This window comes from Streptomyces clavifer (assembly GCF_036345975.1).
In the GTDB taxonomy this organism is placed as follows: domain Bacteria; phylum Actinomycetota; class Actinomycetes; order Streptomycetales; family Streptomycetaceae; genus Streptomyces; species Streptomyces clavifer.
The window spans coordinates 3,265,472-3,289,276 of record NZ_CP107793.1; the positions used below are offsets into that span (position 1 = coordinate 3,265,472).

Below are 23,805 nucleotides of genomic sequence, written 5' to 3' on the forward strand. Positions count from 1 at the left end.
CCGACCGGACCCGGAGCCCGGGACGCCAACGGGCTCCGGGTCCGGTCGGGCCCTCGTGCGAGTCGTGCCGACGGCCCGTCCGGGGCAGTTCGGGGACGTCGGGGCGCAGGTCGGGGACCGGTCGCGTACGGGCAGGGGGCAGGTGGTGGACGGGTCAGGGGGCAGGTGGCGGACGGGTCAGGGGCGAGTGGAGGCCCGCTCGGGAATCAGGCCGGGCTCCACCCCCGCTCCTGGCCACCGGACCATCGTGGGGCCATGACCTGTGAGACAGAGATTGTGGATTCTCCGGTGGCCGTCCCGCAGCCGCCGGCACCGGACCTCCTGGCACAGCGGCCCGCGTGGACCGTCGTGGAGAGCGCGGACGTCCCCGGCGGACGTCTGGAGCACGCCACCATCGAGGCCCCCCTCGACTACGCGCGCCCCGACGGCCCGCGCGTCACCCTCGCCCTGAGCCGGATCCGGGCCACGGCTCCCGCGCGCCGCCGGGGCATTCTGCTCTCCCTGAACGGCGGGCCGGGCGGGGACAACGGCACCGGCCGCGGGCTCCCTGCCCGGCTCGCCGCGGCGACCCCACTCGGCGAGGTGTACGACCTGATCGGGTTCGACCCGCGCGGCACGGGTGAGTCCACCCGGCTGGAGGGCGAGGACAGCCCGATGACGGTGCCCTTCGACTCCCGGCCGCCGGATTCCGTCTTCGAGGCGCTGGCCCACGACATGCGTGAGCGCGAGCAGGGCTGCCTGCGGGCCGGTGGCGAGCTCCGACCGCACGTCTCCACCCGGAACAACGCCCGCGACATGGACCTCGTCCGCGCCGTGCTCGGCGAGGAGAGACTGGCCTTCGTCGGCTGGGCGTACGGGACCCTGCTGGGTGCGGTGTACGGCACGATGTTCGGTGACCGGCTGGACCGCAGCGTCCTGGACTCCTCGGTGCACCCCGACTGGGACTGGCGCGCCCAGTTCAGGTCCCAGGCCGAGGCGAGCCGCGAGAACGTGGACGCCTGGGCCCGGTGGGCCGGCGAACGGCCGTCCGCCTTCCGTCTGGGCACGGGTGCGGACGCGGTGATCGGATCCGTGGAACGGGCCGCCGCCGCGCTGGCCGCACTGCCCGACGGCATCGCGCTGCGCACCTCCTTCGACACCCTCGTGGGAACGCTCGGCGCCGACCGCGCACGCTGGGACCGGCTCGGTCACCTGGTGGCGGAGCTGACGGACGCGGCCGGATCCGGTGACACCGCCAAGGCCGGCGAGCTGCTGTCCGGGCAGTCCGTGTGGCGTCCGGGCCGCCCCGCGGGGACCCGCCGCGAGGCCGTGCTGGAGGCGGTCACCTGTGAGACCGACTGGCCTGCGGACCCGGAGGAGTACCACGCCGGCATGCGGGACTTCCGGGACCGCTGCCCGTACGGCCTGGGCGTGATGCGGGCGCAGCCGTGGGTGGGCACCTTCCGTACGTTCACCCCGCCGGAGCCCGCCACCCGCATCCGGCACACCGGATATCCGGCAGGTCTCGTCGTGCAGGCGGACGGCGACCCGCTGGACCACCACGAGGGCGGCCGGGTGATGGCCCAGCGGCTCGGACACCGGCTGATCCGGGTTACCGACTCCGGCGCCCACGAGGTCTACGCCCTCGGGGGCAACAGCGCGGTGGACGAGCACGTCAACCGCTATCTCCTCGACGGAACCCTGCCCGCCGACAGCGAGACCCTGGTGCCCGGCGCGGCCCGCCCGGCCGTTCCCGCCGGCTGATCCGGGGCGGCCGGACCCCGGTACACCTGCCACGCGGCGCGTGTCGGACCACTGACGGGGCGCCCGGGACGGATTCCGTCCCGGGCGCCCCGTCAGTGGTCCGACCCGTGCGCCCGATCGCGGCCGAGGCCGGGCGGTCCGCCCGCGGTCGTACGGGCACGGCTGCGGTCTGTCGCGCGTACGTCCCCGGCGGCGGGTGGGAACAGCACTCCGCCCCCGGCGGGCCCGATGGCCGGGCCTGCCGGGGGCGCGGTTGCCGCGGCCCTGCCCGTATCGCGGAGGTGCACGACGGGCCGGGTACGGGTTGCCGTGGTCGCGGACCGGTTCAGCAGGATCCGGGGGCGGTGGCGACCCGCTTGACGGTGACGGTCGCGTTGGCGGACAGGAGGTAGGTGCCCTGCGCGTCGTAGATCTTGGAGACGCCCGAACTGCTGACGTTCGCCACGTTCTGCGTCGCCTTCTGGTTGACGTCGACGAATCCGGTCACCGGGCCTTCCGCTTCGCGCAGGACCTCCAGCACGCGGTAGGAGAACGTGTTGGTGCCGGTCGGCCACCACACGCCCATGCCCTGGCCGCCCCCGGTCGCGCTGTCACCCGAGCCCAGGCAGACCAGACCGCTGCTGTGGAAGGACAGGGTGATGTTGCCCGATCCGTTGGCGTGCTCGACCGTTCCCTGCCAGCGGCCCACGGGCGTGGAGGACGAGACGGCGGCCTTGGCGACGGGTGCGGCGTCGACGGTCCTCGCACCGGCGACGGCGGGCACGGCCAGGGCTACGGACGCGGCCAGGGCGGTGGCACAGAAGGCACGGCCCACCCGGTGTGCGATGCGCTTGTCCGCTCGCCTGTCTATTCGCGTGATCATGGAAGGTTCCTCTCAGAGATGGAGATGCCATGGGGACCGGCGTGCGGTGCGGTGCGGTCCGGTGCGCGGGTTCGGCCCGGCGCAGGATTGATCGGGGCGGTGCGCGGGACGGTCAGCGCAGTGCGCGGTTGAACAGCCTGAGTTCGCGGGCCAGTACCTCGGGCCGTTCCAGCGCCGGGAAGTGGCCGCCGTCCGGGAGGTCCTGCCAGTAGCGCAGGTCGGTGAACCGCTCGCGGGCCCAGGCCCGCGGCATCCAGGCGTCCTTGGGGAAGACTGAGCAGCCCGTCGGGACGTCCGTCGCCCGCATCGGCTCGTCCGCGAAGCTCTCCCAGAACAGTCGGCCCGACGAGGCACCGGTGTTGGTGAACCAGTACATGGAGACGATGTCCAGCAGCCGGTCACGGCCGATGGCCTTGTCGAGGTCGCCCTCGTGGTCGACCCACTCCCAGAACCGGTCGAGGATCCACGCCAGTTGACCGGCGGGCGAGTCCGCGAGCCCGTAGCCGAGGGCCTGCGGACGGGTGGACTGGATGGCGGCGTATCCCGAGCGGTTCTTGCCGAAGCTCTGCATCCGCGCCATGGCGGCCCGGTCGCGCTCGTCCAGTTCGACGGAGTGCTCCGGCGGCCGGGCCAGCGGCATCGTCAGGTGGATGCCCCGCAGATGCGCGGCATCGGTGCTGCCGAGCGCCGCGGAGACCCAGGAACCCCAGTCGCCACCGTGGGCCAGGTAGTCGTCGTAGCCGAGCCGTGCCATCAGCGCGGCCCACGCCTCGGCGGTCCGCTGTACGGTCCAGCCGGTTCCGGTCGGGCGCTCCCCGAAGCCGTGGCCCGGCAGGGACGGGCAGATCACATGGAAGGCATCGGCCGGATCCGGCGGGTCGGTGAGCAGCTGGATCAGGTCGAGGTACTCCACGATCGAGCTGGGCCAGCCGTGGGTCAGGAGCAGCGGCACGGCGTCCGGGTGGGGCGAGCGCACGTGCACGAAGTGGATCCGCAGCCCGTCGATCTCCGTGGTGAACTGCGGGAAGGCGTTCAGCCGGGCCTCGGTCGCCCGCCAGTCGTACCCGTCGGCCCAGTACCGGCACAGTTCCTGCACGGTCTCCAGCCGCGCCCCCTGGGACCAGTCGTCCACGGTCTCCCGGTCCGGCCAGCGTGTGCTGTTCAGCCGGGCGCGTAGGTCGTCGAGATCCGCCTGCGCGATTTCCGCCCGATAGGGCTCAATGACTGAACTCACCCCGTGTCCTCCCTACTGGCTCGATTCATTCGCTCCGACGCTAGGGACGGCCGCTACAGAACCGGTCGAGCGCGGGACAGCTCCCGAAGCGGCGTCCGCACGCCACCGGGACGGGCCGCCGGCGGGAGGACGTCCCCCGGCGCCGCGGCTGTTCGACCGTTACTCCAGTACGGGCTGCGACCGTGCACGGGCTTCACCCCGGCACATCCGCCCTTCCGGAAGGAATCGCTGTGATCACGTTCATCAACCGATTCGAAGTCACCGGGCCGATCGACGAGTTCGAGGCCGCGTTCGAGGAGACCTCGGCGTTCTTCGCCGCCCAGCCCGGCTTCGTCGCGCACCGCATGCTGAAGCACCTGAACGCCCCGGGCCGGTATGTGAACGTGGCCGACTGGGCGGACGAGGAGTCCTTCCGCCGCGCGCTCGGCCGGCCGGAATTCGCCGTCCACCGCACGGCCCTGCAGAAGCTCGGCAGCAGTGAGCCGAACCTCTACGCGCCGCTGCTCGAACGCGTCGCGCACTGAGCCCACCGCTGCACCCTCGGCGGCCAGGACCCGCGTGGACGGAAGTCCCCGCGGCCGAGGCCGCCGACAGTGCGTCCGGCGCCGGCCGGAGGCAACCGGGTCACCCGGTGCCGGGTCCGCGCGGCCGCGCCCGGGCCGCGATCGAGACCTCGACGGCGCGCAGAAGGCGTCCGTCGCTTCCGGTCACGACGGACAGCCCTTCGCTGGTGAACTCGTCGCCGTGCTGCACGGCTTGCTGGTCGACGGCCACCCAGGCGACACAGTCGCCGTGCTCGTCGAGGACGGGCTCGGAGATCCGGAAGGCGAAGGTGCCGGGGCCGGTGGCCGTCCAGGTACCGGCACCACCGGTGGCCATGAACGCCTGGCCGTCCGCCGTGAAGTGGAAGGTCTGCGCGAGGGTCCCCCGCGGCCGGGTGATCTGCGCCGACCATGCGCCCGCGGGTCCGCTCCGGTGCGTTGTCACTGACATGGCCGGACCATGCACGGTCCACCTCGCGTCCGGGTCGAGCAGGGAGCGTGGGCGCGTACGGCCGGCCGACCCGGCAACCCGGTGCGGGCCGGGCCCGGCCGGGGCCGTCCGGCGAAATCCGCTGGGCCGCACGCCCCCGCTGCGGGAGGATCGGTGGGCGTCAGCGGCAGGAGGCCTTCAGCTGGGCAGCCGCGTGGTGTGCGCCCACCAGCGCCGTGTCGCCCCAGTCCCTCCCCCGGTCGATCAGCTGCACGGCGAAGGTGTCGCCCTTGACCGGGTAGCTCTTCACATCGACCGGGGTGCCCCGGTGCTCGGGCTGGCGCACCGCGAAGCCCGTATAGGCGGAGTCCGCGTCGTTCGGGTCGGACAGCACGCGGTACACGGTGGGGCTGCCCGCGACGTCGCTGTCCCGGACACTGCTCGGCACGAAGACCGTCAGCGCGCACTCGCTGAAGCCGTCGCCGAGGTGCCACGTCCAGACGGCGCTGCTGCCCCGGTCCTCGTCCGGACTCCCGGACATCGGGACCGCGCTGAACCGTCCGTCGCACGAACGGTCCGTGAAACCACCGGTATCGACGGTGTACCAGCCCGCGTCGCCGTTCTCGAAGCGACCGCGCTCGACGTAGTCGCCCGTCGTGCAGCCGGGCCCCGCCCACACGGCGTAGCGGTAACGGGCGGTCTCCTCGGGGGGCTTCGTCGTCTCGCGCACCGGATCGTCCGGGCCCTGCGAGTCCGCGCCGCCGATCCGGGTCGGGGCCCCGCCGCCGATCGGCGCCGGCACGGCACCCGCCCGGCCGACGGCCTGCGGGCTCCCGCCTCCTCCGTCGCCCGTGGCGAGCAGCGACACGCCGGTCGCCAGACTCCCCACGGCGACGACGACTCCTGCCGCCAGCAGCGCCTTCCGTCGCCGGGGCAGGGTGGAGATCCGTCCCATCAGCGTCTCCTGGGCGACCCAGGAACCGCTCCCGCCGGCCGAGCGCGCCACGGAGCCGCACCGGGGGCAGACCATGCCCGGAAGCTGACCCACGTGTTCGCCGCCGCAATGTTGGCACCTCATGGCAGCACACCTTGCCAGTGCTGAGCGCCCGTCGGGAGAGTTCCCGCACTATTTGCTCAACGGGCAGCCGGCCTCGAGGGGCTCAGCGCAGCTCCTCCGGGCACGGTGTGCCCGGCTGCAGCTGGTACGGCGCGGCCAGCTGGTAGACCCCCGGCCGCGGTGCGAGCAGCTCGGTCCACTCGTCGCCGTCCGGGTCCTCGGCCACCTTGATCAGACAGCCGTGCGCGTTGATGAAGTCCTTGGGTGCGTCCTCGTCCTCCGCCGACCGCTTCTTGGAGGCCTCCGTCTCCTGCGGCCGCTCCACGCTCTCGCCCTCGTCGTCCACGACGGCGAGCCAGCGCGAGTACGGGATCCGGATCAGCACCCGGCCCGCCGACTGCACCCGGATCGTCAGCTTCTGTTCGCCGGCCCGCTCCACCGTCGCAGGCGGGTCGGCGAGCGGAACCGGGTCCAGGACCCGGAACAGCTGCCAGTTGTCGTCGCTCCAGACCGGCTTCAGATACGGCTGGCCGTCCTCGACGAGGGCCGCCTCCTGGACCGCCCCGCTGGAGTCGGGCTTGCCCTCGGGGAGCACCACGTAGTGCACCGCCCAGCGGTCGAGCCACTCGCGGTAGTTCACGGCGTTCAGGGTGTCGTCGTAGAAGAGCGGGTTGCGCTTCATGTCGGCCTGCCGGTTCCAGCCGCGGGCCAGATTCACGTATCCGGCGAGCGCCGAGGCCTCCCGGTGGCTGCTGGCGGGGACCACCTCGACCCGGCCCCGCTCCGCTCCGGCCTTCTGGAGCTGGTTGACGAGGGGGGCCAGTTCGCGGTTCCAGGAGGCGGTGGGAGCGGTACGGACGATGTCGTCGACGCCCTTGAAACCGATCCAGAAGTTCAGCCCGGCGAAGGCGATGACCAGCGCGTACCAGCGGCGGGTGCTCGGCTTCGTGTACGGGAGCGCGGCGAGCAGGACGACCCCGGCGAACAGCATCGCCATGCGCGACACGTTCGAGCCGATCTGCGAGTCGACCACGTACGTCAGCAGCGTCCCGACCCCGTACACCGCGGCGGCCGTGCGCACGGTGTACCAGTCCCGGGGCACGAGGAGGAACACGAGGACGGCGAACACGAACGGCAGGGACAGGGTGCCGAGCGACATCGGCTGCGTGCCCGAGAAGGGGAACATCCACGCGGACAGCACCACCACCACGACCGGGGGCAGGCCGATCGCGTACGCCCCGGGGCGTCGTTTGTTCAGGAAGAGCGCCGCGGCGACCACTCCGAGGAAGAGCCCGGCGACCGGGCTGCCCGCCGTCGCGAGCGCGGCGAACGGCGCGGCGACGACGGCCTTGGCCCACCGCCGGTACCGCCACCGGTGCGGCCAGCAGAAGACCGCGGCGACCGCCCCCAGCGCGAACATCATGCCGAGACCGAACGTCACCCGCCCGGACAGCGCGTTGCACAGGTACGCGAAGGCCCCGGCGAGCGCGCACGCGAGGGGGTTACGGACGGCGGGGACCCTGACCAGGATCAGCGCGGTGAGCGCCGACGACACCGTCCCGACGATCATCATCGTCGTACGGACGCCGAGCAGGGACATCAGATACGGCGACACCACGCTGTACGAGACGGGGTGCATGCCCCCGTACCAGGCCAGGTTGTACGCGGTGCCGGGGTGCCGGCCGACGAACTCGGCCCACGCGTCCTGGGCGGCGATGTCGCCGCCGCTGTTCGCGAGGAAGAAGAACCAGAGCAGGTGCGCGGCCGCGGCGACCGCGGTCGTCAGCACCACGGGATGGCGCCAGAGACTCCGCCCCGGGGGCGGGGCGGAACCGTCCCGGCCGCCGTCGGCCTGGGCCGGGATCCGGATGGGCACACTCGTGGACGACACACTGTCGTCCGCCCGTGTCGGCTCAGCGGTGGTCACTGCGACTCTCCCCGTCCTCGCCGAACCGTCGATGTACTGCACGGGCCTCATCCGTATGCGGGAGGACGCGTCCCGGCGGCCTTCCGTTGCTTTCGGACGCTAGCACGCACGTTTTTCTCGGCGCTGCCCCCCGGCGGCCGGTTCCGCGCCCCCGGTGCGGGGGCGCGGAACCGTACCGACCGGTGGGACGCGGCCGGGGCCCGGTCAGGTGATCCGGGTCAGCTTGTCGCCGAAGGCGGGTTCCGTCATCTCGCTCCGGAGGGCGACGGGGGCGGACACCTTTCCGGTGCCGGTGCCGACCGTCACCTCGCCGACGACCGTGCCGGCCTCGGCCGCCTGGGCGGGCGTCGTGCCGCCGTCGGTCATCTTGAGGTCGACCTCGAGACCGCCCCAGCCGACCGCCTTCAGGTCCTTGGTGGAGACCACCGGGGTCCGGCCGCCGAGCCCGTTGTCGACGTACCCGACGACCTGGCCCTTCTTGACGACGGTGGCGGATTCGACACCCTTCTGGGCGGCCTTGATCAACTTCAGGCTGTTCTGTATGGCGCGCTGCAGCTTGGCGTCCAGGGTGCCGTCCAGGTCGGCACCCATCACCGCGCCGATGATCCGGCGGTTCTTGCCGTCGATGACGGTGTCGGCCGTCCACACCAGGTTGCCGCCGGCCGGGGTGGAGGAGCCGGTCTTGATCCCGTTCACCCCGTCCTCCAGGAGGATCACGTTGTTGTTGTAGATCGTCTTGCCGATGCCGGGGATGTCCGCCTGGGGCATGTTCACGATCTCGCGGAAGACATCGTTCCGCGTGACGGCCTTGGCTAGTTTCAGCTGGTCGGCGGGCGTGGACCGGGTGGTGGCCTCGAGACCGCTCGGGTCCGTGTACACGGACTTCGTCATCCCGAGGTCCTTGGCCGCCGCGTTCATCTTCCCGACGAACGCGTCCACGGTCTTGGCGTCCCAACGGGCCAGCAGCCGGGCCACGTTGTTCCCCGAAGGGATCATCAGGAGCTGGAGCATCTGCCGCTGCGTGTACTTCTGGCCCTCCTTGATGGGGGCCGTCGACTCGTCCGGACGGTTGGCCTCCTCGCCCGCCGTCTCGTCGACGACGATCTCCTCACCGTCCTGCTTGCCGGTGATCGGGTGGCCCTGGAGGATCACGTACGCGGTCATGATCTTCGCGACGCTCGCGATCGGCGCGGACTTCTCCGTGCCGTACGAGCCGATGGTGCCGACGCCCTCGACCTCGACGGCGCCCTGCCCCTCGGCGGGCCACGGCATGTCGAGCTTCTCGCCGCCGAAGGTGTACGTCGGGTCGGCGGACAGCACCAGCGCGGGCTCGGGAAGCGGGCGCACCGCCTGTGCGATCGCGAAGACGACCACGAGGAGGAGGACCAGCGGCGTCCAGATCTTGACCCGCCGGAACACCGTGCGGACCGGGGTCTGCCGGGGCGGCGGAGTGTTCGTCAGCTCGGCGAGCAGGTCGAGCGGCGGCTTGGGCGGCATGGGCTGCTGCCTGGTCCGCTCGGCCTCGACCAGTCCGGCCGCGGGGGTCGCGGACGTCTTGGGCGCCCCCGGCTTCGCCGTGATGTCCGGGGTGACCGTCGGGCCGACCGGGGACGCGGACGCGCCGGCGGCCTCACCGGCCTTGGGGGCGGGCCGTATGTCGTCCGACCGCAGCGGTACGAACGTGCTGGTCCGCTCGGCGGGGGTCTCGGGGTCGGACTTCCGCTCGGGCTCCCGCGGGGGGAGCTTCAGCGCGGTGGTCGGCTGGTCGACCCTCTTCGGCGCGAGGGCCTTGAAGGCGGTGGTCGGCTGATCGACACCCCGCTTGTCGCCGGTGGGCTCCGAGTCCTCGGCGGCGGCCTCGGGCGCGGTTTCGGCCGTGGGTGTGGCGGCGACCTCGGCAGCCGGCTCGCCGGCAGAGGTCTCCGTGCGGGTCTTCGGGACCCGGGGCGCGTCGGAGGAGCCAACGGGCTTCCCGCCGGCGGGCCCGCCCGGCTTCGTGTCGGCGGCCTTCGTGTCGGCCGCCTTCGTGTCGGCCGCCTTCGTGTCGGCCGCCTTCGTGTCGGCCGCCTTCGCGCCGACCGGCTTCGCGACGGCCGGTTCGTCCGCCTTCGTTTCGGCCGCCTTGTCGTCTGCGGGCTCGGCGGTGGCCTTCGGACCGGTGGACTCCTCGACGTCGGAGGCCTTGGCGGCCTTCCCGTCGCCGGCCTTCCCGTCGTCGGTCTTCCCGCCGTCGGCCGTCTCGTCGTCCCCGGTCGCACCCCGGTCCACGTCGGTGGCACGCGCCAGGGCATCCCCGGAGCCTGCCGCGTCGGCGGTCTCGGCGCCCGGCTCGTCCTGGTCGTCGCGGTCGTCGTCGGACTCGGCCCGCGCACCGCCCTCGGCGTCGCCGTCCGTCTCCGGGGCGTCCGGCGCTTCGTCGGACTCGCCCTTCACGTTCGGGCCCGAGGCTGTCGCAGGACCGGATCCACCCTCGACTGCCGCGTCTGCATCCGAACCGGATGCGCCGCTCGGCCCCGCGGCAGCCACAGCGTCCGTCCCGGTGTCCGCATCGGCATCCGCATCAACCTCCGGATCGGCACCGGCACCGGCAGCCGGCGCGGCGTCCGCCGCGGGCTTCACCCCGGCCTCGCCCCTCGCCGCCTCGTCAGCCCCGGCAGTCCCCGCGGGACCTCCGGGCGCCCCACGGCCCGTAGAGCCCCCCTCAGGGGCCTCTGAGCCCTCCGTGGGGGCCTCGGGTCCCTCCGGGCCGCTGCCCGATGCGGTAGCCGTGTCGGCCCGGTCTGCGCCCGTTTCGCTCTCGGCGTCCACGGACCCTTCCCGGGAAACGTCCGCCGAGACGTCCTCGGACTCCTCGTCCGGGTCGCCGGCCGGGTCCGCGGAGAGCGGCGAGCGGAAGACCGCCGTCGCGGTGTCCGTCACGGTGCCCGTCGTCCTGCCCGTCGTACTCCCGGTGCCCGCCGCGGCGACCGGTTCGCGGAACACGGCGAAACGCGGATCGCGTTCCTCAGCCGTCCCCGACGACTTCCGCTGCTCCGACTTGTCGGGGGACTCGCCCGCCACCGATGCCTCCTTGTTGCGCCGCGGGGACATGCCCGCGCTGTCCGAACCATCTACCAGTGTCCTGTGTGAACCCTTGGCCAAGCCGCTAGACGAGAACGACATACCTAACGGTTCCCTCACAAAGCACCCAGGCACCCTCGACAGACCATTGTGAGAGGGGTCACCCTGTCACTCATCCACGCGGGGAGGCATGGATGGGCAGGAGCCGCAGAACAATTCCGGAGGAGCTTCTGCTGCTCGCTCTGGACCCGACCACGGGTACCACAGCGCAGCCGCAGTCGCTCGACCTCGGCCTGGCCGGGGCACAGCTAGTAGAGCTGGCTCTGGCAGGACGGATAGCCCCTGACGGGGATCGTATCGCCGTGGTGATGCCACGGCCGACAGGAGATCCGACTCTGGACTCCGCACTGGAACTGCTGCGCCGTCGCGGCAGCCCGGTTCGGGCCGTCCACTGGATCGGCGGACCCCGACTGGGACTTCGCCAGATCTACCTCGCTCATCTGGAGCGGTGCGGCATGGTGCATGCCGTGGCGGGCCAGATGTGCGGAGTGCTGCCGACGACTCGCTACCAGGCGACGGACACGGCAATCAGCCGGGACATCAAAGCCCGGCTGGACAGTGCGATCCGCACCGGCGTACCGCCGGACCCGCGGACCGCGGCGCTCGCCGCCCTGGCCCACGCGGTCGGACTCGGCAAGCACCTGTACCCCGGGAACGAGGGGCGCTCATCGCGCTCCCGGCTCCGGGACCTGATCAGACACGACCCGATGGGCGGTCTCGTGGCGCATGCCGTGATGGACGTCCAGAACGGTGCGGCGGTCCAGCCGCGCCGTAATCAGCAGACGGTGGGCGTGCCGTTGCAGCCGCAAGCCCAAGCGCGGAGCGGCAGCATGGCGCACACCTCCGTCCACTGACCGCACGACCGCGCGGACAGTTGCGCGGAGCACCGAATACCGCCGTACCGACGTCCCCATGACCCGGTCCGGGAGCCGCAACAGGCGCGGGGCAGCCGGATCCACCGGCTGCCCCGCGCTCCTGCGTGCGGTCATTGCGTGTGGCCGTTTCCCAGCGCGGCCGGGTCCCCGGGTGGCAATCTGCTGAGCAAGCAGACACGCACAGCTACAACAGCTGCATAGCCGGAGGTGCCTTTCCCTTGCCGACCAACGTCAATCCCACTGTCAGGCGACGCCGGCTGGGCCAGGAACTGCGCCGCCTCCGCGAGATCAAGGGCATGACGGCCGAAGAGGTCGCGGAGCGGCTGCTGGTCTCGCAGTCGAAGATCAGCCGCCTGGAGAACGGCCGCCGTTCCATCAGCCAGCGCGACGTACGCGATCTCTGCGGGGTCTACGAGGTCGAGGACCACCGGATCGTCGACTCGCTCATGCAAATGGCCAAGGACTCCCGCCAGCAGGGCTGGTGGCACGCCTTCGGCGACATCCCGTACAGCGTCTACATCGGGCTGGAGACGGACGCCGAATCGCTCCGGGTGTACGAACCCCAGATCGTCCCGGGCCTGCTGCAGACCCGCGGTTACGCGGAGGCCCTGATCAACGGGGCGCTTCCGGAGGCACCGTCCTCCGACATCGAGAAGCGGGTGAACGTGCGGGCCCGCCGCCAGGACCGGGTCAACGCCCCCGAACACCCGCTGCGCCTCTGGGCCGTGATCGACGAGTCCGCACTGCGCCGACTGGTCGGCGGCAAGCAGGTGATGCTCGAGCAGCTGGAGCACCTCGTCGAGCAGTCCCGGCTGCCCCATGTGACCGTCCAGGTACTGCCGTTCGAGATGGGCGCGCACCCGGGCATCAACGGGCAGTACGCCATTCTGGAATTCCCCGACGCCGCGGACTCCAGCGTCGTGTACATCGAAGGCGTCACCAGCGATCTCTATCTGGAGAAGGCGAATGACGTGCAGCGCTACAGCGTCATGTACGAGCACTTGCGGGCACAGGCGCTGAACGTGGAGCAGACCCGGCATTTCATCGGCGAGATCGCCAAGAGTTACACCCGCTGAACACCGGGAACACCTGGCGGAACCGGACACCGGACGAGACCGACGTACGAGACATACCGGGCGCAGGTGAGGTGGGGACGGGACGGTACACCGTCACCACCTCACGGCGGAAGACCCCTATGAAATATGCCATCCGGACGAGTGAACGGCTGCTCCACTCAGCCATGTTGGCCGGTAGCGTCGATCACGCCAACGGGAACGAGGTTGGCGCCACTCACACAACTCTCTGAACCGGAGTGAACATGGCTATTCTTCAGGGTGCAACGGAAAACTGGACGAAGTCGTCGTACTCCGGCGGCAATGGGGCGTGCGTCGAAGTGAAGTCGCCCGTCACGCAGGCCATCGCCGTGCGTGACTCGAAGGCCCCCGAAGGCCCCTCACTCACCTTCGTGCCCGGCGCGTGGAACGCCTTCGTGCTCGATGTCGCAGCGGGTACGGCCCACGCCTGATCCGCCGTGCGCGGTTCGCCCCGCGCGGTCACTCCGTAGCGCCACCAGGAGCCCTCTCGACCGGTCCGCCGTCCTGGCCGAGGGGGCTCGGCCCACCAACGGATTCAGCACCGCCGGTCAGCGAACCGCCCCTCAGCGCGTCAGCGCTCCAGACCTCGCTCGTCCAGTTCCCCTCCTGCTTCCGACCGCACGGGACCCGCATCCCGTGCGGTCGCTCTGCGTTCTCGGGCGTTCCTGACCTCTGTGTCGCTTCCGTCTCCGCACAGCCTGACGAAGTGCCCGCTCATCGTGTGGCAGTAGTCGCGTTCACGACAACGCTCCGCCGGGTCAAGAACCAGTAAAATGGTTCGCCTTGCTGATCTGTGTTCATATCCTTGACCGCGAACGTCTTGACCGAGGAGTCGAACAGACGGTTCAATCCCCGAAGTCCCCGTTCCCGCACGGGGGCACCGCTGAACGGCCGTACTGACGAAGAGCGTTCCCGTTCACATGGCGGACCCCTGGAGGGGGCACATGAACAGTCTCGACTGGGCCGTGCTCATCGGCTACTTCGGTGTGATGATCGCGATCGGACTCTGGTCGCACAAGCGCGTGGACAACGTCAGCGACTTCTTCACGGCCGGCGGCAAGATGCCGTGGTGGCTGTCGGGCATCTCGCACCACATGTCCGGTTACAGCGCGGTGATGTTCACCGGCTACGCCGGTATCGCGTATCAGTACGGCGTCACGTCCTTCGTGACCTGGTCGCTGCCGATCGCCATCGGCATCGGGATCGGCGCGAAGCTCTTCGCACCCCGGCTCAACCGGCTGCGCTCGCGCCTGCACGTCGCCTCGCCGCTCGAGTACCTGAAGGACCGCTACAACGTCCCGACCCAGCAGGCCCTGGCCTGGTCCGGACTGCTGTTGAAGATCGTGGACGTCGGCGCGAAGTGGGCGGCCATCGCCACGCTGCTGTCCGTCTTCACCGGCATCACCCTGACCCAGGGCATCTTCATCACCGGTGCCATCACGGCCGTCTACTGCACCGTCGGCGGGCTGTGGGCCGACGCGCTCACCGAGCTCGGGCAGTTCATCATCCAGCTGTTCGCCGGTCTCGCCATGCTGGTGATCGTCATGAGCAAGCTGGGCGGCTTCAGTTCGCTGTGGACGGTCTGGGACAAGCTGCCGGAGGGCCACACGGATCCGACGGCCGGCCCGTACACGGTGACCTTCCTGCTGGCGTATCTCTTCATCAAGACCTTCGAGTACAACGGCGGCATGTGGAACCAGGCCCAGCGCTACATGGCCACGGACTCCGCACGCTCCGCGACCCGTTCGGCCCGGCTGTCCGCCGCGCTGTGGCTGGTCTGGCCGGTCGTGCTCTTCTTCCCGATGTGGGTGGCCCCGCTGCTCGTCGAGGCCAAGAAGCCGGACGCCTCGGACAGCTACGCCCTGATGACCGAACAGCTGCTGCCGCACGGGCTGCTCGGCCTGGTGGTCGTCGGCTTCTTCTCGCACACGATGGCCATGTGCTCCTCCGACGCCAACGCCATCTCGGCGGTCTTCACCCGGGACATCGCGCCGGTCTTCTCCAAGGCCGCCCGCACCTGGAGCAACCGCAGCGGGCTCATGGCCGCGCGGTTGTCCACGCTCGCCTTCCTCGGCCTGTCCATGGCACTGGCGACCCAGATCAACTCGCCGACGTTCAAGGACATCATCTCGGTCGTCATCAAGTGGGTGGCCGGTCTGATGGGCCCGATCGCGATCCCGTTCATGCTGGGCCTGCTGCGCAGGTTCCGCAGGTCGGGGCCGACGGCGGCGCTCACCAGCTGGGCGGCGGGGCTGCTGGCGTTCTACCTCACCAACTACAACTTCGACGGTTCGGTGAAGACGGACGTCGCCCTGCAGTACCAGGTGGCGCTGCCGCTGGCGATCTCGCTGGTGCTGTACATCGTCATCGGGTTCATCAAGCCGGAGGACACACCGGAGCGCGACGCGCTCATCGCCCGGATCAACACGGACGACGAAGGCCCGGCGGGCGGAGCCACCGCGGCGGCCGTCCCCGCGCAGCAGACCGGCCCGGACGGCACGGTGGTGCCCGAGGGGGTGAAGGACTGACCCTCGCGTGCGGAGGGTCGGGCGGAGGGGGCGGGCGCGGCGGCGTCCGCCCCCTCCTGCCGTCCGGCTCCGTGCCGTCGCCCGGCTCATCCCCGCGGGTAGCGGGCCAGCCAGCCGGGAGCGACGGCGGTGGGACTGTGCAGGGCCGGTCCCTGGGTCATCTCCATGGCGAAGTCGTCGGAGAGCTGCAGGACCGTCGAGCGGCCCTCCAGTTCGGCCAGCCAGGCCGGGGGCAGCGCCGTCTCGCCGTGCAGCGCCCCGAGAAGGGCACCGCAGACCGCCCCGGTGGCCGCGGACGGCCCCGAGTGGTTCACGGCGAGGCGCAGCCCGTGCCGCACGTCCTCGCCGACCAGGGCGCAGTACAGGGCCACGGCGAGGACCTCCTCCGCTGAGTCGGTGTCGCCGAGCGCCTCGATGAGGGCGGGGCCGGGGATGCCCTGGCGGACCGAGCCGAGGGCCTGTCGCAGTGCCTCGGTGACCTGCTCGTTGCCCGGGCGTTCCGCGAGCAGGGAGAGAGTGTGCTGGACGGAGCCGTCCAGGGTCTCGCCGCGGGCCAGCCCGTGCACGATCACCGCGAGGGCCCCGGCGGCGAGCTGGGCGGTGGCATGGCCATGGGTGTGGGCGGCGCACTCGACGGCCAGTTGGAGGACGAGCTGCGGTTCCCAGCCGACGAGCAGCCCGAACGGCGCCGAGCGGGTGAGCGCGGCGGAGTCACGCGCCGCGGGGTTCTTGGGCACGGCGAGGGTGCCCATCGTGGCGTCACCGAAGCCGATGAGGCACTCCCTCGTGGGCGCGCGCCGGGCGTACAGCCACTCCTCCGCGGCCAGCCAGCCGTTGTCCTTACGGCGCTCGTCGGGTCCCCAGGCGCTCTGGGTGGCCGCCCAGCGCAGGTGGGCACGGTGCACGTCGGTGGGCGGGTGCCAGGCGCCGGTGTCGCGGCGGACCTGCGCCCGTATCAGCCCGTCGACGGTGAAGAGGGTGAGCTGGGTGACGGCGGTGACGGCGCCGCGCCTGCCGCGCACGGGGACGAAGTCGACCACGCCGTCCGTGCCGTGGGCGGCACGGATCGCCTCCAGGGTGAATCCGGCGACCCCCGCCCCGAGCGCGTCACCGATGGCACCTCCGAGCAGGGACCCACGCACCCGGCTGCGGAAGTCCTGCTGCTCGGCACGGCCCCAGACAGCCGTGGTCCCTGTGCTCACCGTGCCCCTTCCGTCCGTTCCGGCTTGCGACTGCGCAAGCACTGTAATCGAACAGGAAGAGCCGATTCAGGGGTGGAACGTTATGTACGGAGTCGCACTTCGGAGCACTTTTGAACGGCATTCCTCACGGTTTTCCCGGGCGGGTTTTCCCGGGCGGGTTTTCCCGGGCGGGTTTCCGGGACGGGTTTCTCGGGTGGATTACCGGTGGGGGATTCCGGAGGAGGTTTCGGGAAGGATTCGGGGAGGTGTTTCCGCGAGGGGATTCCCGTGGGCCCGTGGGGGTTTCCGGGACGGTCCTCTCCGCCCGGCCCGGCGAGAGGGCCTCACCGGAGTACAGCAGGCGGTACGGGCGGGGGTGCGGCCCGGACGGGCCGCACCCCCGCGCGGCCTCAGCTCGGCAGCACCGGCAGCAGTTCCGGCAGGTGGCCGTCCGACGCCGCGGCTGCCGCGACGCGCTCGGCCGGCACCTCGCCGTAGAGCGTCGTACGCGGCTTCGCCGGCCGTCCCGCGAGGTCGGCGATGGCGACGAGGTCCTGGACAGATCGGTAGGAGCCGTAACTCGAGCCCGCCATCCGGGAGATGGTCTCCTCCATCAGCGTCCCGCCGAGGTCGTTGGCCCCCGAGCGCAGCATCTCGGCCGCGCCCTCGGTGCCGAGCTTCACCCAGCTGGTCTGGATGTTGGTGATGTGCGGGTGGAGGAGCAGCCGGGCCATGGCCGTGACGGCCCGGTTGTCGCGGTCGGTGGGGCCGGGGCGGGCGATCCCGGCCAGGTAGACCGGGGCGTTGGTGTGGATGAAGGGCAGGGTGACGAACTCCGTGAAACCGCCGGTCTCCTGCTGGAGGCGGGCCAGCGTCCTGAGGTGGCCGAGCCAGTGGCGGGGCTGGTCGACGTGCCCGTACATCATCGTCGAGGAGGACCGCAGCCCCACCTCGTGCGCCGTCCTGATGACCTCCAGCCAGGTGGCGGTCGGCAGCTTGCCCTTGGTGAGGATCCAGCGGACCTCGTCGTCGAGGATCTCGGCGGCGGTGCCGGGGATCGAGCCGAGCCCTGCCTCCTTGGCCGCGGTCAGCCAGTCACGGATGGACATCCCCGTGCGGGTCGCACCGTTGACGACCTCCATCGGCGAGAACGCGTGGACGTGGATGCCGGGGACGCGCTCCCGCACGGCCCGCGCGATGTCGAAGTACGCGGTGCCCGGCAGGTCCGGGTGGATGCCGCCCTGCATGCAGACCTCGACCGCTCCGACGTCCCAGGCCTGTGCGGCACGGTCCGCGACCTGGTCCAGGGAGAGGGTGTACGCGTCGGCGTCCGTGCGGCGCTGGGCGAAGGCGCAGAAGCGGCAGCCGGTGTAGCAGACGTTGGTGAAGTTGATGTTCCTGGTGACGATGTAGGTGACGTCGTCGCCGACCACGTCCCGGCGCAGGGTGTCCGCGATCCGGCACAGCTCGTCCAGCGCCGGCCCGTCCGCGTGGAGCAGGGCGAGGGCCTGGTCGTCGGTGAGCTTCGTCGGATCGTCGGCGGCCCGGCTCAGCGCCTCGCGCACGTCGGCGTCGATGCGGGAAGGGACCATGCCGGGGGCCGCGGCCTCGCGGAGCGCCTCCCAGTCCCCGTACACCTCGTCGAAGTCGTTCCGCCGGTCGCCGGTGCGGCCCTCGGTGTCGATGGTGCGGTGCAGGTCGACGCGGCCGGAGGCGTTGAAACCCTCGTCGGGCTCCTGCCAGGGCAGCCCCACCGGAATGGCGCCCTCCTTCGCGAGGCCGGTCTCCGGGTCGGCGAGCGCCCGGACGTGCGGGAGGAGGCGCGGGTCGAGCCAGGGCTCGCCGCGCTGGATGAACTCCGGATAGATGGTCAGACGTTCGCGCAGCTGGAAGCCCGACTCGGCCGTTCGGGCGGCGAGTTCGCCGATGTGCGGCCAGGGCCGCTCCGGGTTCACATGGTCGGGCGTGAGCGGCGACACCCCGCCCCAGTCGTCGATGCCCGCGCCGATCAGCAGGGCGTACTCGGCGTCGACGAGATTCGGCGGGGCCTGGATGCGGGCCGAGGGGCCCAGGATGTGACGGGCCACGGCGATCGCGGCGGCCAGCTCCTCCAGCTCGGCGTCCGGCATCCCGCGCATCGCCGTGTCCGGCTTGGCGCGGAAGTTCTGGACGATGACCTCCTGGATGCCGTGATAGGCGCGGGCCGTCCTGCGCAGCTCGAACAGGGAGTCGGCGCGCTCCTCGTACGACTCGCCGATGCCGATCAGGATGCCGGTGGTGAACGGGACGTTGGACCGTCCGGCGTCCTCCAGCACCCGCAGCCGGACGGCGGGCTCCTTGTCGGGGGACCCGTGATGCGGGCCGCCCTTCTCGGACCAGAGCCGGGTCGCCGTCGTCTCCAGCATCATGCCCATCGACGGGGCCACGGGCTTCAGCCGCTGCAGATCGGTCCAGGTCATCACCCCGGGGTTGAGGTGGGGCAGCAGCCCGGTCTCCTCCAGCACCCTGATCGCCATGGCACGTACGTAGGCCAGGGTGTCGTCGTAACCCTCGGCCTCGAGCCACTCCCGCGCCTCGGGCCAGCGGTCCTCCGGGCGGTCACCGAGCGTGAACAGGGCTTCCTTGCAGCCCATTTCGGCGCCCTTGCGGGCGATGTCGAGGACCTCGTCCGGTGACAGGAACATCCCGTGGCCCGCGCGCCTCAGCTTCCCGGGCACGGTCACGAAGGTGCAGTAGTGGCAGGTGTCGCGGCAGAGCCGGGTCAGCGGGATGAAGACCTTGCGGGAGTACGTGATCACACCCGGACGGCCCGCCGCTTCGAGCCCGGCGTCGCGCACCCGGGCGGCGGACGAGGTCAGATCCGTCAGGTCGTCCCCCCTCGCCCGGAGCAGTACGGCGGCCTCGGCCACATCGAGGGTGACGCCGTCACGGGCCCGCCGGAGGGCGCGTCGCATGGCGTTGGTCGTGGGACGTCCGCGCTGAGGATCGGTCATGAACCGAGCATACGAGCGGCGCCCCCCACCCGGACCGGGGCCTCTGTCCGGCACAACCGGCCCCGTGCCCGCGGCTCACCACCTCTGCCGCCGCGGCCCACGAGGTCGGCCGACGACCACCCTGGTGGGCTTGCTGACGGCTGAACCGTTGCCGTGTCCGGTGCGCTTCGCGGTCACCCGCACCGTGATCTTCTTGCCCTTCCGGGCGGTCCTGAGCGTCAGTGACGTCTTCGTCGCCCCGGAGATCCTCTTGCCCCCGGCGTACCACTGGTAGGTGCACGAGGTCGGCGCGGGCGTCCACGTGCCCTTGGAGACCTTCAGCACCTTGCCCACCTTCGCCGTCCCGGAGATCGCGGGCGCCTTGGTGGCCCCGGGTGCGGACCCGGTGGCTGCCTCGACGGCCGAGGCGAGCGAACGGGACACCCGACGCGGCCGGGCCCCTGTCCGGCGGAACAACCCCGACCACCCGAGCGCCTTGTCCGCTATGCCCCTTCTTGCCCCGTAGGGTCGGGGAGGTGATGGAAACGATCGTCTTCGACATCGGCGAAACCCTCGTCCGCGACGACCGCCACTGGGCCGCCTGGGCCGACTGGCTCGGGGTGCCGCCGCACACCGTCAGCGCCCTCGTCGGCGCCGCGGTCGTCCAGGGCCGCGACAGTGCGGACGCGCTGCGCATCCTGCGCCCCGACATGGACGTCACCGAGGCCTACCACGCACGCGCGGCGGCCGGCCGTGGCGAACACCTGGACGAGAAGGACCTCTACCCCGACGTCCGGCCCGCCCTGGCGGAGCTGCGCGCGCTCGGCCTGCGGATCGTGATCGCGGGGAACCGGACAGCGCGGGCCGGGGAGTTGCTGCGGGCCCTGGACCTGCCGGCGGACCTGGTCGTCACGTCGGAGGAGTGGGGGGTGACGAAGCCGGACCCGCGGTTCTTCGAGCGGGTGCTGGAGGTCTCGGAGGCGGCTCCGCACGCCACCCTGTACGTGGGCGACCACCCGGCCGACGACCTGTTCCCGGCGAAGGCCTCGGGACTGCAGGCGGCCCATATCCGCCGCGGGGCGTACGGCCACTGGTGGGCGGACCACCCGGACGTGAGGGAGACGGCGGACTGGCGCATCAACGCCCTGACGGACCTGCCGGCCCTGCTGAACGAGGCGAACCGGCCCCGTCGCACCATCAGGTCGGTCCCGTCCGGCGCGTGAGCACGGGGCCCCGCCGGCACGGCCCCACCCGCGGGTGAGCCCCTCGGCGCGCAGCCCGGGGTGCGCGCCCACGCGGAGACCGCGAGGCCGGCCGTGCGGCCCCACCTCGCGGGAGCCCCACCCCACGCGGGAACCCGTCCGCGGGAACCCGTCCGCCTGGATCCCCACCCGGCGCGGCGCCCTACTCCTCGTCCCCCGCAGCGAGAGCCGCAACCGGTCGCGTCCGCGACGACTGGAAGAACGTCTTCGAGGACGACGAGCTCGACAAGGTCATCACACGGATGCTCAAGATCAAGGAGATCAGGCGCTGATCCGGTCCTGACACCGGTCCCACCGCCCGGTTCTCCCGCGAAAACGGGCCGGGCTCTCCACCAGGGGTGGAGAGCCCGGCCCGTGCGCGTGTCCGTCCGCGTCGCTACTTGCCCAGCACCGCCTGCATCACGCGCTTGGCGATCGGCGCGCCCAGGCCACCACCCGAGATGTCGGAGCGGGAGATGTCCATGGCCGTCGGGTCGATGAACACCGCGACCGCCACGGCCTGGCCGTCGGCCTTCTTGCCGTACGAGACGAACCAGCCGTACGGCACTTCCTTGGTCACGTCGTTGCCGCGCTGCGCCGTACCCGTCTTGCCGCCCACCGTGACACCGTCGATCAGCGCCTTCTGGGCGCTGCCCTCCTTGGCGGTGAACTCCATCATCTCCTGGACCTTCTTCGCCGTCTCCTCCGAGACCGCCTGGTTCTTCAGCTTCGGCTCGTGCTCCTCGAGGGTGGACAGATCCGGTCCCTGCAGCTTCTCGACGATGTAGGGCTGCATCATCTTGCCGCCGTTGGCGAGGGCCGCCGTCACCATCGCCATCTGCATCGGGGTGCTCGTGAGGCTGCCCTGGCCCATGCCGGTCAGGGCCGTGCCGGGCTTGTCGAGCTCCTCGGGGTAGAGGCTCTTCGTGGCGAGCATGTCGCCGAACTCCTCGGAGTAGATGTCCGCGTTGAAGCCGAACTTCTCGGCCGTCTCACGCATCTTGTCGACGCCGAGCTTGGACGCCGCGTCGAGGAAGACGTTGTTGCAGGAGTACTGCATGGCGGTCTTGAGCGAGGCCTTGTTGCAGACCGCGTCGCCCGCCTCGCTGCCGATCTTGTTGGAGGCGAGCGGCAGCGGGTACGGGGAGACCGCGTCGGTCGGCGCGTTGACGTCCGTCACGACGCCGTGCTCCAGGGCCGCCGCGGCGGTCACGATCTTGAAGGTGGAGCCGGGCGGGAAGGTCTCGCGCAGCGGGCGGTTGGCCAGCGGCTTGCTCTTCTTGTCGACCAGCGCCTGGAACTTGTCGCCCTCCTTGAAGGAGTTGCCGGCGAAGACCGAGGGGTCGTACGACGGCGTCGAGACGAGGGCCAGCACCTTGCCCGTCGCCGGGTCGAGCGCGACGACCGCACCCCGTGCGTCGAGGTCGGTCAGGCCCTTGTAGGCCGCCTCCTGCGCCTTCGGGTCGATGGTCGTGATCACGTCTCCGCCGCGCCGCGGCTCACCCGTGAGGATGTCCTTGGCGTGCCGGAAGGCGAACCGCTCGTCCTGGCCGCTGAGGATGCTGTCGTACGTCTTCTCCAGGAGCGACATGCCCTGCGCCTGGGAGGCGTAGCCGGTGACCGGCGCGTACATCGGGCCCTGCTTGAAGGTGCGCTGGTACTTGAAGTCGGTCCCCTCGACCGCCTTCGACCCCGTGATCGCCTTGCCGCCCACGATGATGTCACCGCGCGGGGTCGCGAACTGCGTGATCTTGACCCGTCGGTTGTGCTCGTGGGTGGACAGCTCCTCGCTCTGGGCGAACTGGAGCCAGTTGGTCCGTATCAGCAGAGCAAGCATCAGCAGCCCGCAGAAAATGGCTATGTGCCGCAACGGCCTGTTCATCGTGCTCCTGCTCCCCGGCAGCCGAGCACACACGCACACGGGCCGCACCATCGATGTCCGGAGGTGAAGGATGCAATTTTAGCCTTGATGGTTGCACCCGAGACCGCCGCCGGTCGATCTCGGCCACCACCCGGTCCTGCCGGGCCGCCCGGCTAGAGGTACGCCGCGTACGCGTCCAGGGCCCGCAGCACCTCCGCCTCCCCGGCCGGGGGCAGCTGCAGGACGACCTCGTCGACGCCCAGGTCCGCGTAGTGTGCCAGCTTTCCCGGACTGGGCAGGACCGCGTACGGCACCACCTGCAGATGCTTCGGATCGCGGCCGGCCGCGTCCCAGGCCGTGCGCAGCGCCGGTACGGACTCCGTCAGGCCGCGTCCGCCGATCGGCAGCCAGCCGTCCGCGGTCTCCGCGATCTGCGCGAACAGCTTCGGTCCCGCGGCCCCGCCGATCAGGGTCCGCGGCCCGTTCACCGGGCCGCGCGGCTCCTGTACCGGCTTGGGGTGGGCGTGGCTCGCGCGCACCGAGCCGAACCCGCCCTCGTACGCCGTCGGCTCGTCCGCCCACAGGGCACGCATCAGCGCCATCCGGTCGCGGACCAGTGCCCGCCGGTCCGGCCAGTGGACCCCGTGGTCGGCGGCCTCCTCCACATTCCAGCCGAAGCCGATGCCGAGTGTGAAGCGGCCGCCGGAGAGGTGGTCGAGCGTCGCGGCCTGCTTCGCCAGGTCGACCGGGTCGTGCTGGGCGACCAGCGTGATGCCGGTGCCGAGAGCGAGGCGCTCCGTTACCGCCGAGGCCTGCCCCAGGGCGACGAAGGGGTCGAGGGTCCGGCCGTACTCGCGCGGCAGCTCGCCGCCCGCGGGGTAGGGGGTCTCCCGGCTCACCGGGATGTGCGTGTGCTCGGGCAGGTACAGCCCGGCGAACCCCCGCTGCTCCAGCTCGCGGGCCAGCCGAACCGGCGTGATCGTCTCATCGGTGAGGAAGATCGTTGTGGCGATCCGCATGTGAGGACACCTCCGTCGTCGTCCGTGACGACACCAACGTATGCGGTGCGGCGCCCAAAGCGGAGCCCTCGGCCCGTCCGAGGGGGCGCGGGGCCTCGTTTCGGCCGTAACTCCCGCGG

Annotated in this window: 18 protein-coding genes and 1 pseudogene; 8 read left to right on the top strand and 11 right to left on the bottom strand. The window is 71.3% G+C overall.

The window, feature by feature from the left end:
• Window positions 1-255: 255 nt before the first annotated feature.
• Complete coding sequence (locus tag OG927_RS14010) at window positions 256-1,743, top strand: alpha/beta fold hydrolase (protein WP_330320249.1); 1,488 nt, start codon at window positions 256-258, stop codon at window positions 1,741-1,743.
• 325 nt (window positions 1,744-2,068) lie between these two features.
• Here the strand turns inward: OG927_RS14010 and OG927_RS14015 are convergent, their stop codons facing one another.
• Both OG927_RS14015 and OG927_RS14020 read right to left on the bottom strand, forming a co-directional pair.
• Window positions 2,069-2,605: a hypothetical protein gene (locus OG927_RS14015; RefSeq protein ID WP_056799390.1), complete on the bottom strand. Its 537-nt coding sequence runs from the start codon at window positions 2,603-2,605 to the stop codon at window positions 2,069-2,071.
• A gap of 112 nt (window positions 2,606-2,717) precedes the next feature.
• Window positions 2,718-3,839, bottom strand: a complete 1,122-nt coding sequence (locus OG927_RS14020) for an epoxide hydrolase family protein (RefSeq protein WP_056799393.1) — start codon at window positions 3,837-3,839, stop codon at window positions 2,718-2,720.
• Between the two features lie 230 nt (window positions 3,840-4,069).
• Between OG927_RS14020 and OG927_RS14025 the strand changes: the two genes are divergently transcribed.
• Window positions 4,070-4,363 carry an antibiotic biosynthesis monooxygenase family protein gene (locus OG927_RS14025; protein ID WP_056799396.1) on the top strand — a complete coding sequence of 98 codons (294 nt, stop codon included), beginning with the start codon at window positions 4,070-4,072 and terminating at the stop codon, window positions 4,361-4,363.
• Window positions 4,364-4,463: 100 nt separating this feature from the next.
• Here OG927_RS14025 and OG927_RS14030 read toward each other — a convergent pair whose 3' ends face one another.
• From OG927_RS14030 to OG927_RS14045, 4 genes are all read right to left on the bottom strand, one after another.
• A complete protein-coding gene (locus tag OG927_RS14030) occupies window positions 4,464-4,832 on the bottom strand; it encodes a hypothetical protein (RefSeq protein WP_124282051.1) in 369 nt (122 codons plus the stop codon).
• A gap of 160 nt (window positions 4,833-4,992) precedes the next feature.
• Complete coding sequence (locus OG927_RS14035; protein ID WP_242413079.1) at window positions 4,993-5,889, bottom strand: adhesin; 897 nt, start codon at window positions 5,887-5,889, stop codon at window positions 4,993-4,995.
• Between the two features lie 82 nt (window positions 5,890-5,971).
• The gene (locus tag OG927_RS14040; RefSeq protein ID WP_124282050.1) at window positions 5,972-7,795 is read right to left on the bottom strand and encodes an MFS transporter; all 1,824 of its coding nucleotides are present in this window, start codon (window positions 7,793-7,795) and stop codon (window positions 5,972-5,974) included.
• A gap of 204 nt (window positions 7,796-7,999) precedes the next feature.
• Window positions 8,000-10,885 (bottom strand): D-alanyl-D-alanine carboxypeptidase, encoded by a 2,886-nt coding sequence (locus tag OG927_RS14045; protein ID WP_330320250.1) that lies wholly within the window; start codon window positions 10,883-10,885, stop codon window positions 8,000-8,002.
• 164 nt (window positions 10,886-11,049) lie between these two features.
• Here OG927_RS14045 and OG927_RS14050 point away from each other — a divergent pair, with 164 nt between their 5' ends.
• The 4 genes from OG927_RS14050 to OG927_RS14065 all read left to right on the top strand — a co-directional run bounded on the left by OG927_RS14050 (window position 11,050) and on the right by OG927_RS14065 (window position 15,412).
• On the top strand, window positions 11,050-11,769 hold the full coding sequence (locus tag OG927_RS14050; protein ID WP_056799409.1) for a GOLPH3/VPS74 family protein: 720 nt from the start codon (window positions 11,050-11,052) through the stop codon (window positions 11,767-11,769).
• Between the two features lie 239 nt (window positions 11,770-12,008).
• A complete protein-coding gene (locus OG927_RS14055) occupies window positions 12,009-12,866 on the top strand; it encodes a helix-turn-helix domain-containing protein (protein ID WP_056799413.1) in 858 nt (285 codons plus the stop codon).
• A 242-nt stretch (window positions 12,867-13,108) separates the two neighbouring features.
• Complete coding sequence (locus OG927_RS14060; RefSeq protein WP_056799416.1) at window positions 13,109-13,315, top strand: DUF397 domain-containing protein; 207 nt, start codon at window positions 13,109-13,111, stop codon at window positions 13,313-13,315.
• Between the two features lie 513 nt (window positions 13,316-13,828).
• On the top strand, window positions 13,829-15,412 hold the full coding sequence (locus OG927_RS14065; protein ID WP_124282048.1) for a sodium:solute symporter family protein: 1,584 nt from the start codon (window positions 13,829-13,831) through the stop codon (window positions 15,410-15,412).
• Between the two features lie 86 nt (window positions 15,413-15,498).
• Here the strand turns inward: OG927_RS14065 and OG927_RS14070 are convergent, their stop codons facing one another.
• The 3 genes from OG927_RS14070 to OG927_RS14080 all read right to left on the bottom strand — a co-directional run bounded on the left by OG927_RS14070 (window position 15,499) and on the right by OG927_RS14080 (window position 20,009).
• A complete protein-coding gene (locus OG927_RS14070; RefSeq protein WP_330320251.1) occupies window positions 15,499-16,614 on the bottom strand; it encodes an ADP-ribosylglycohydrolase family protein in 1,116 nt (371 codons plus the stop codon).
• Between the two features lie 389 nt (window positions 16,615-17,003).
• Window positions 17,004-19,586: a bifunctional FO biosynthesis protein CofGH gene (locus tag OG927_RS14075; RefSeq protein WP_330320252.1), complete on the bottom strand. Its 2,583-nt coding sequence runs from the start codon at window positions 19,584-19,586 to the stop codon at window positions 17,004-17,006.
• 75 nt (window positions 19,587-19,661) lie between these two features.
• The gene (locus OG927_RS14080) at window positions 19,662-20,009 is read right to left on the bottom strand and encodes a hypothetical protein (RefSeq protein ID WP_330320253.1); all 348 of its coding nucleotides are present in this window, start codon (window positions 20,007-20,009) and stop codon (window positions 19,662-19,664) included.
• 95 nt (window positions 20,010-20,104) lie between these two features.
• Between OG927_RS14080 and OG927_RS14085 the strand changes: the two genes are divergently transcribed.
• Window positions 20,105-20,788, top strand: a complete 684-nt coding sequence (locus tag OG927_RS14085; protein ID WP_056799435.1) for an HAD family hydrolase — start codon at window positions 20,105-20,107, stop codon at window positions 20,786-20,788.
• A 215-nt stretch (window positions 20,789-21,003) separates the two neighbouring features.
• Window positions 21,004-21,099 (top strand): annotated as a pseudogene (locus OG927_RS14090) (phosphogluconate dehydrogenase C-terminal domain-containing protein); the annotation flags it as partial.
• Window positions 21,100-21,203: 104 nt separating this feature from the next.
• On the opposite strand, the gene OG927_RS14095 reads toward OG927_RS14090, so the two are convergent.
• Together OG927_RS14095 and OG927_RS14100 are read right to left on the bottom strand one after the other, a co-directional pair.
• Window positions 21,204-22,688 (bottom strand): peptidoglycan D,D-transpeptidase FtsI family protein, encoded by a 1,485-nt coding sequence (locus tag OG927_RS14095; protein WP_056799441.1) that lies wholly within the window; start codon window positions 22,686-22,688, stop codon window positions 21,204-21,206.
• A gap of 152 nt (window positions 22,689-22,840) precedes the next feature.
• Complete coding sequence (locus OG927_RS14100; RefSeq protein ID WP_209470296.1) at window positions 22,841-23,686, bottom strand: LLM class F420-dependent oxidoreductase; 846 nt, start codon at window positions 23,684-23,686, stop codon at window positions 22,841-22,843.
• Window positions 23,687-23,805 lie beyond the last annotated feature (119 nt).